7 protein-coding genes are annotated in these 6000 nt (G+C 47.3%); 3 read left to right on the forward strand and 4 right to left on the reverse strand.

The window, feature by feature from the left end:
* Positions 1 to 132: 132 nt before the first annotated feature.
* The gene (locus LG219_RS03695; protein ID WP_226763178.1) at positions 133 to 348 is read right to left on the reverse strand and encodes a DUF1289 domain-containing protein; all 216 of its coding nucleotides are present in this window, start codon (positions 346 to 348) and stop codon (positions 133 to 135) included.
* Between the two features lie 148 nt (positions 349 to 496).
* Between LG219_RS03695 and LG219_RS03700 the strand changes: the two genes are divergently transcribed.
* On the forward strand, positions 497 to 1345 hold the full coding sequence (locus LG219_RS03700) for a UDP-2,3-diacylglucosamine diphosphatase (protein ID WP_226763179.1): 849 nt from the start codon (positions 497 to 499) through the stop codon (positions 1343 to 1345).
* A gap of 32 nt (positions 1346 to 1377) precedes the next feature.
* Positions 1378 to 2436 carry a glycosyltransferase family 4 protein gene (locus LG219_RS03705; protein ID WP_226763180.1) on the forward strand — a complete coding sequence of 353 codons (1059 nt, stop codon included), beginning with the start codon at positions 1378 to 1380 and terminating at the stop codon, positions 2434 to 2436.
* 78 nt (positions 2437 to 2514) lie between these two features.
* Here LG219_RS03705 and LG219_RS03710 read toward each other — a convergent pair whose 3' ends face one another.
* Positions 2515 to 2673 (reverse strand): transposase, encoded by a 159-nt coding sequence (locus LG219_RS03710; RefSeq protein WP_226763181.1) that lies wholly within the window; start codon positions 2671 to 2673, stop codon positions 2515 to 2517.
* A gap of 263 nt (positions 2674 to 2936) precedes the next feature.
* Here LG219_RS03710 and LG219_RS03715 point away from each other — a divergent pair, with 263 nt between their 5' ends.
* On the forward strand, positions 2937 to 3548 hold the full coding sequence (locus LG219_RS03715) for a glutathione S-transferase family protein (RefSeq protein WP_226763182.1): 612 nt from the start codon (positions 2937 to 2939) through the stop codon (positions 3546 to 3548).
* 591 nt (positions 3549 to 4139) lie between these two features.
* Here LG219_RS03715 and LG219_RS03720 read toward each other — a convergent pair.
* Together LG219_RS03720 and LG219_RS03725 are read right to left on the reverse strand one after the other, a co-directional pair.
* Positions 4140 to 4499: a DUF6404 family protein gene (locus tag LG219_RS03720; protein WP_226763183.1), complete on the reverse strand. Its 360-nt coding sequence runs from the start codon at positions 4497 to 4499 to the stop codon at positions 4140 to 4142.
* Positions 4500 to 4628: 129 nt separating this feature from the next.
* A complete protein-coding gene (locus LG219_RS03725; protein WP_226763184.1) occupies positions 4629 to 5102 on the reverse strand; it encodes an OsmC family protein in 474 nt (157 codons plus the stop codon).
* Positions 5103 to 6000 lie beyond the last annotated feature (898 nt).

The raw sequence follows: 6000 nt of genomic DNA on the forward strand, positions 1-6000 counted from the left end.
CTATTTTTGGCGCTAACGCCTTTTTGATTTTAAGTTGACGACCCAAGAGCGCATCGTATCCCGACTCAGAGACAGGCTCACCTTGCTCGCCGTAAAACTAGCCTGACGCTGGCCCAGCGTCGTAAAAAAACGTCACTTACCGCGTTTCTGCCACGGCGGCGGCTGCCCTTGATCGGCCCAATATTGTTCTAAGCGTTGCCAGATCGGCTCTTTTTGAGCGTCGCTCAGCATCACCCAATGCGCCACTTCGAGCATGGTTCGCTGACAACCTTGGCAAACATCATCGCCCATTCCCGTTGAGCATACCGCGACACACGGCGTATCGGGGCGCTCTTTTGCCTTATTCATTACAGTCTCTTTCTTGAAAATTAATTAAATCAAAAAAAATGAATCGTTCGCATGAAAACAAATCGTCTTATTAGCTTCATTTTTCCGTCGCACTATTGTCATATTTGATCCGCATGATGGTTCACGAACCCTCAGCGGAGTGCACCCCATGGCATCTGAACTGCGTTTTCGTAGCATCTGGATTTCCGACCTGCATTTGGGCACCGCCGGCTGCCAAGCCGATTATCTCTTAGATTTCTTAAAGCACACCGAATCGGAGCAATTATATCTAGTCGGCGACATTATTGACGGCTGGGCGATGCAGCGCAGCTGGTATTGGCAACAAAGCCACAATGATGTGATTCAAAAAATCTTGCGTAAAGCACGCAAAGGCACGCAAGTCACCTACATCCCCGGCAACCATGACGCCGGTGCACGGCAATTTATCGGCCTGTTATTTGGCGACATCCGCATCGAAAACGAAGTCATTCATACCATGGCCAACGGCAAACGCTTTTTGGTGATTCATGGCGACCAATTTGATGGTGTTATTCAATGCGCGCGCTGGCTGGCCATGGTGGGCGATCATGCTTACGAAATCACCCTCAAGCTCAATCGCTGGTTCAACCATTTACGCGCGCGCTGTGGATTTAGCTACTGGTCTTTATCGCAATACCTCAAACACAAAGTCAAAAAAGCGGTGCATTTTGTCGATAATTTTGAGCAAGCACTGGCCAACGAAGCCAAAAAACGCGGCCTAGATGGCGTGATTTGCGGGCATATCCATCACGCCGAAATTCGCACTATCGACGGCATTGAATATTGCAACGATGGCGACTGGGTCGAGAGCCTGAGCGCCTTAGTCGAAATGCCCAATGGCGAACTCAAAATCATCTATTGGCAAAAAAAATACGCTGAGGCGCACGCCGAAATCAGCAAATTATATACCAGCAACAGCGCCAACTCTTTCATCACGGCATGCCCAAGCGCCAACGCCAAGCCAACCACGTCTCACTAACCGCATCTTTTTACTCAATAAGGAATCAAGGCATGAAGATTTTAATTGTTACCGACGCTTGGGAACCGCAAGTCAATGGCGTGGTGCGTACCCTAAAACAAACCACCGCCGAGCTCAAAAAAATGGGCCACACTGTCGAACTACTCACGCCTTTGGAATTTAAAACCATTCCTTGCCCAACGTATCCCGATATTCGCCTGTCGATTTTACCCGGCAGTAAAGTCAATCAACGCATTCGCGATTTTGCCCCCGATGCGATTCATATTGCCACCGAAGGCCCGCTGGGCATGGCCGCCCGCGCCTACAGCTTAAAGCATCAACTGCCTTACACCACGGCGTATCACTCGCGTTTTCCGGAATACGTTCAGCTGCGTTTTGGCATTCCATTGGGCGTAACGTATGCTTGGCTGCGCCGTTTTCATAACTCGGCACAAGCGGTGATGGCCCCCACGCAAGTGGTGGTGAAAGACCTCACCGAGCGCGGCATCAAAAACGTCGTCATGTGGTCGCGCGGCGTGGATTTAGAGGTATTCAAACCCGGCCGTCGCGACAAACTGCATTCGCGCACGCCGATTTTTGTTTACGTTGGCCGCGTTGCCGTAGAAAAAAATGTCGAAGCCTTTTTAGAATTAGACTTGCCCGGCAGCAAATGGGTGGTCGGCGATGGCCCTGCCGCTGCAGGACTCAAATCCAAATTTGGCGAGCAAAAAAACATCCATTGGTTAGGCGTACTCAATCAAGCGGAATTGGCCGAAGTGTATAGCAGCGCCGATGTATTTGTATTCCCCAGCAAAACCGATACTTTTGGTCTGGTATTGCTCGAAGCAATGGCCTGCGGTTGCCCTGTAGCGGCATACCCCGTAACAGGGCCGATCGACGTAATTGGTAGCGATGGCCCGGGCGCTTTAAACGAAAACCTGCACGAAGCCTGTATTGCGGCGCTGCGAATTGATCGCAATGAAGTGCGCCGCTTTGCTGAGCGCTATTCATGGGCTGCGGCCAGTCGGCAGTTTTTATCGCACCTGCATCCATTCACGCCCACAGCGCAAGAAGAATTGCGGCTGATTGAACAAGGAGCGATTGGCGAATAAACCGCCAGCACCGCACGCAAAAAGCCCTCGTTCATGACGAGGGCTTTTTTTAAGCACCCATTGAGCCGCGCCACCACCTTAACGCTTATTTTTCTTCGATTGTGGCCAAACAAATCGACCGCGATGCAAACGCCGATGCGCCAACACCGCCGGTTGCACATGCAGTTGCTCGCTGATACCTTCACCGACTTTAAGCAAACCCTGACCGCACATTGACCACATTGACCGCAGATGCATGATTCAGCTTCGTGAACGAAATCCACAGATTATTTTACTGGGTATTGCTCTATAAATCAGATTCTACATGCTGTACAGGGCAATACTTCGACAACTATTTGATCCATCTCATCGTGAGTTCGTCGACGCACTCTGGCCGCGGTGGCGGCGCGAGTCGCTGTTGAATAGTCATCAATAATCAAGTTCTGCCCGCGAAACGGTCACCACCTCAAAAATTGGGCATAATGGATTTCCGCAAATAATTTACTCAACCGAGCCTCCCTATGATTGAAGTACATCACCTAAACGAATCGCGCTCTCGCCGTATCACTTGGATGCTGGAAGAGCTCGGCTTGCCGTATGACGTCATCACTTATCAACGCGACGCCAAAACCCGATTGGCACCGCCAGAACTGATGCAGATTCATCCCCTAGGAAAAGCCCCTGTGCTGCGCGACAACGGCGAGGTCTTGATCGAATCGGGTGCCATCATCGAATACTTGGCGCGACAATACGGCAATGGCCGCTTCGCACCCGCGATGGGCACGCCAGACTACAACCGCTATATCCAATTTTTGCACTACGCCGAAGGCTCGGCGATGCTGCCCCTGATGTTAAAACTATATGTAGGATTTCTAGGCGAAGCCGGTGCGCCGTTGCAGCCACGCATACAAAGCGAACTGGCCAATCATCTTGGCTATTTAAATACCGAATTAACCCACCGCGATTACTTCGTTGGCAACGAGCTGAGCGGCGCCGACGTGCAAATTTCTTTCGTGGCGCAGATGGCAGTTAAATTCGCAGGGCGTGATACCTACCCAAATCTGAGCCGTTTCGTCGACATGATAGAAGCGCGGCCAGCGTATCAACGTGCGATGGGCAAAAGTGGCGCTTGATATTGGCCAGAAATGTAAGTCGATTTGTTGTTGATTTTAAATTTTGCTTAGCGTCTGTTAACGCTTCACATCGGCAAACATAACAACGCACATACCATGTGCGATCACACTGTCATCATTTCGCTTTAGTTTGTCGAATCGATGCAAAACACACATTGGCAGCAGCATCCAAACCCGTAAAAAGGCCGCTGCTGCCACAGCACGCAAAGCGACTCAAAACCAATCTCTGCAGATCAGCACAACGCCAAACCAATAAAGCGCACACAAACTTACTGTTTTGTTATTTGGCGCGACAATTTACGTTATATTGCTGTCCAACCTTGTAAAACCCTGCGGACAACCCGCAAGCTATCGGACAGCGAAATCAATAATCAATGGGGTCAGACTCGATTGATTTCTAGTTTTCCGTAAAATCAATCGAGTCTGACCCCTTTGATTTCGTCGATTACTGCCCGTGAATCACATCATGCTCGAAGCGAGTCTGTAATTGCAATCAATGGCGGCTCTCGAACCACTTCAGAATAACATCATGATTCTCTGATTATAAATATAAAGCAGCCGCATCTTGGACCGTTCTGTTGAATTTGCTTGTTAGTTATTTTTAATTTCACACCAAGGTGTTAATTTATTCTTTTTAAAGCTGTATTTATAATATGAAGCCATAGAAAAACCAAAAAAAGCGCCGGCAAGTGTGGCCGCTGATAGCATTTTAGTCGCTGGCATATTTTGTTGGCCCCATAAAATCAAATACATAAATAGCCCCCAGAAAACACCAAAATAAATTCCGGCTGAAAGCGCATTATTTAAAAAAGAGTTGTAATGAGGAAATGGAACTTTAAATCCCAGTTTCCGAGCCAACTTTAAAATTGGTGGGTTGTAGTTTGATTTCCAAATGCCAGCGTTTTCAAGTTCTTTAATTGCGTAATTACATTTATCTTCAAAGGTCATCATTGATTTATTTTTCCATTTAATAGTTACGATACTATCTTTTCTCAACTATTGACTTAGAGTCACTCATTGAAGCCTATTGTCTGCTCATCGCCGACTGACGTTAGTCAAAGCCAACAAATAATGTGCTTGCTAAGCGTCTGCATATATTGGCTCTAGACGAACCTCGGTTTTAATCGAGTTTGCGATAAAGCAGGCTTCGTGTGCTTGGTGGTGCATTTTATTAATTTGATCTTGCGTTGGTAATGTCTCGCCAGAAAACACGACCTCAGGTTTAAGTGTGACAACTGACATGGCCACTTTACCGTCTAGATTTTTTGCCATTACGCCAATTGCTTTATCAAAATAACGGTCAACACAAAATTTTTGTTTCGCGGCAATGGAGAGAAACCAAAGCATATGACAGCTAGAAATAGAAGATATAAATGCTTCTTCTGGGTCAATCGCAGCGGCATCAGACATTGGAATTGGTACTACATGCGGCGATGAAGAGCCTGCCACCTCGATACCACCGTCAAAACGAAGCAAATGTTTTCGGCTATACCTATTGTCAATAAAATCTTGTCCGTTCCGCGCCCAAATAACTTCACTGCTGTGCTCTGACATTAACGGCTCTTTAAATTAATGTTTAGGCTGAGATAATACGTTTGTTTTACTAAACGAAAAAGTTTCATGGCAGCAGGTGTTGGTTTTTGCAGTTTGACTTCAATTAATACTTAAAAACGATATAGCCGTATTGGGCGGGTCACACCCCGCGCTGAACTGCATTCGTGATGGCGGAGTATTGTGGCGGGTTACGCCTTCGGCTAATCCGCCCTAAAATATTGATGTATTTAATTGCAGCCCTTTAGCTGCAAGGGCTGCGTGGCAATACATCAATATGCTGTAGTTGATCGTTTGGCTGGAACTCAACACCATCGACATTCAACCGATGCGTTCGCCACACCCACCAACAAAAAGCCCTCGTTCATTACGAGGGCTTTTTGTTGGTGAATTTCAAAAATTTGTGGGCAAATTAAAACTTACCGTAAGGCTTTAACCTAGGTACGGCGTAGGGCGTAATCGCCGAAGGCATTACGCCGCATGAGTTACACATCATTCGGCGCAATTCGCTTCGCTCATTGACGCCCTACAATGTTGATGTATTTAATTGCAGCCCTTTACCTGAAAGGGCTGCGTAGCAATACATCAATATGATGTATTTGATCGTTTGGCTGGAGCTTAAAACCGTCGACATTCAACCGATGAGTTCACTACAGAAAAGCTTTTTGACGCAGAGACGCAAAGACGCAGAGGAAAATCAATTCAGAACTCAAACCCCAACAAACCACGATTTAATCCGTGGTTTGCTGATGGTTTAGGTAAACCCAATTTTGCGTTGGTTTACTCCGCGCCTCTGCGCCTCTGCATCAGCTTTTCGATGCTTAAACATCAAAATGAATCACCGAAGAAGCAAAGGCCAGAGAAAAGCCAATTCAGAACTCAAACCCCAACAAAAACGACG

Origin of the sequence: Deefgea salmonis, from assembly GCF_020531905.1 — a bacterium.
GTDB lineage: Bacteria > Pseudomonadota > Gammaproteobacteria > Burkholderiales > Chitinibacteraceae > Deefgea > Deefgea salmonis.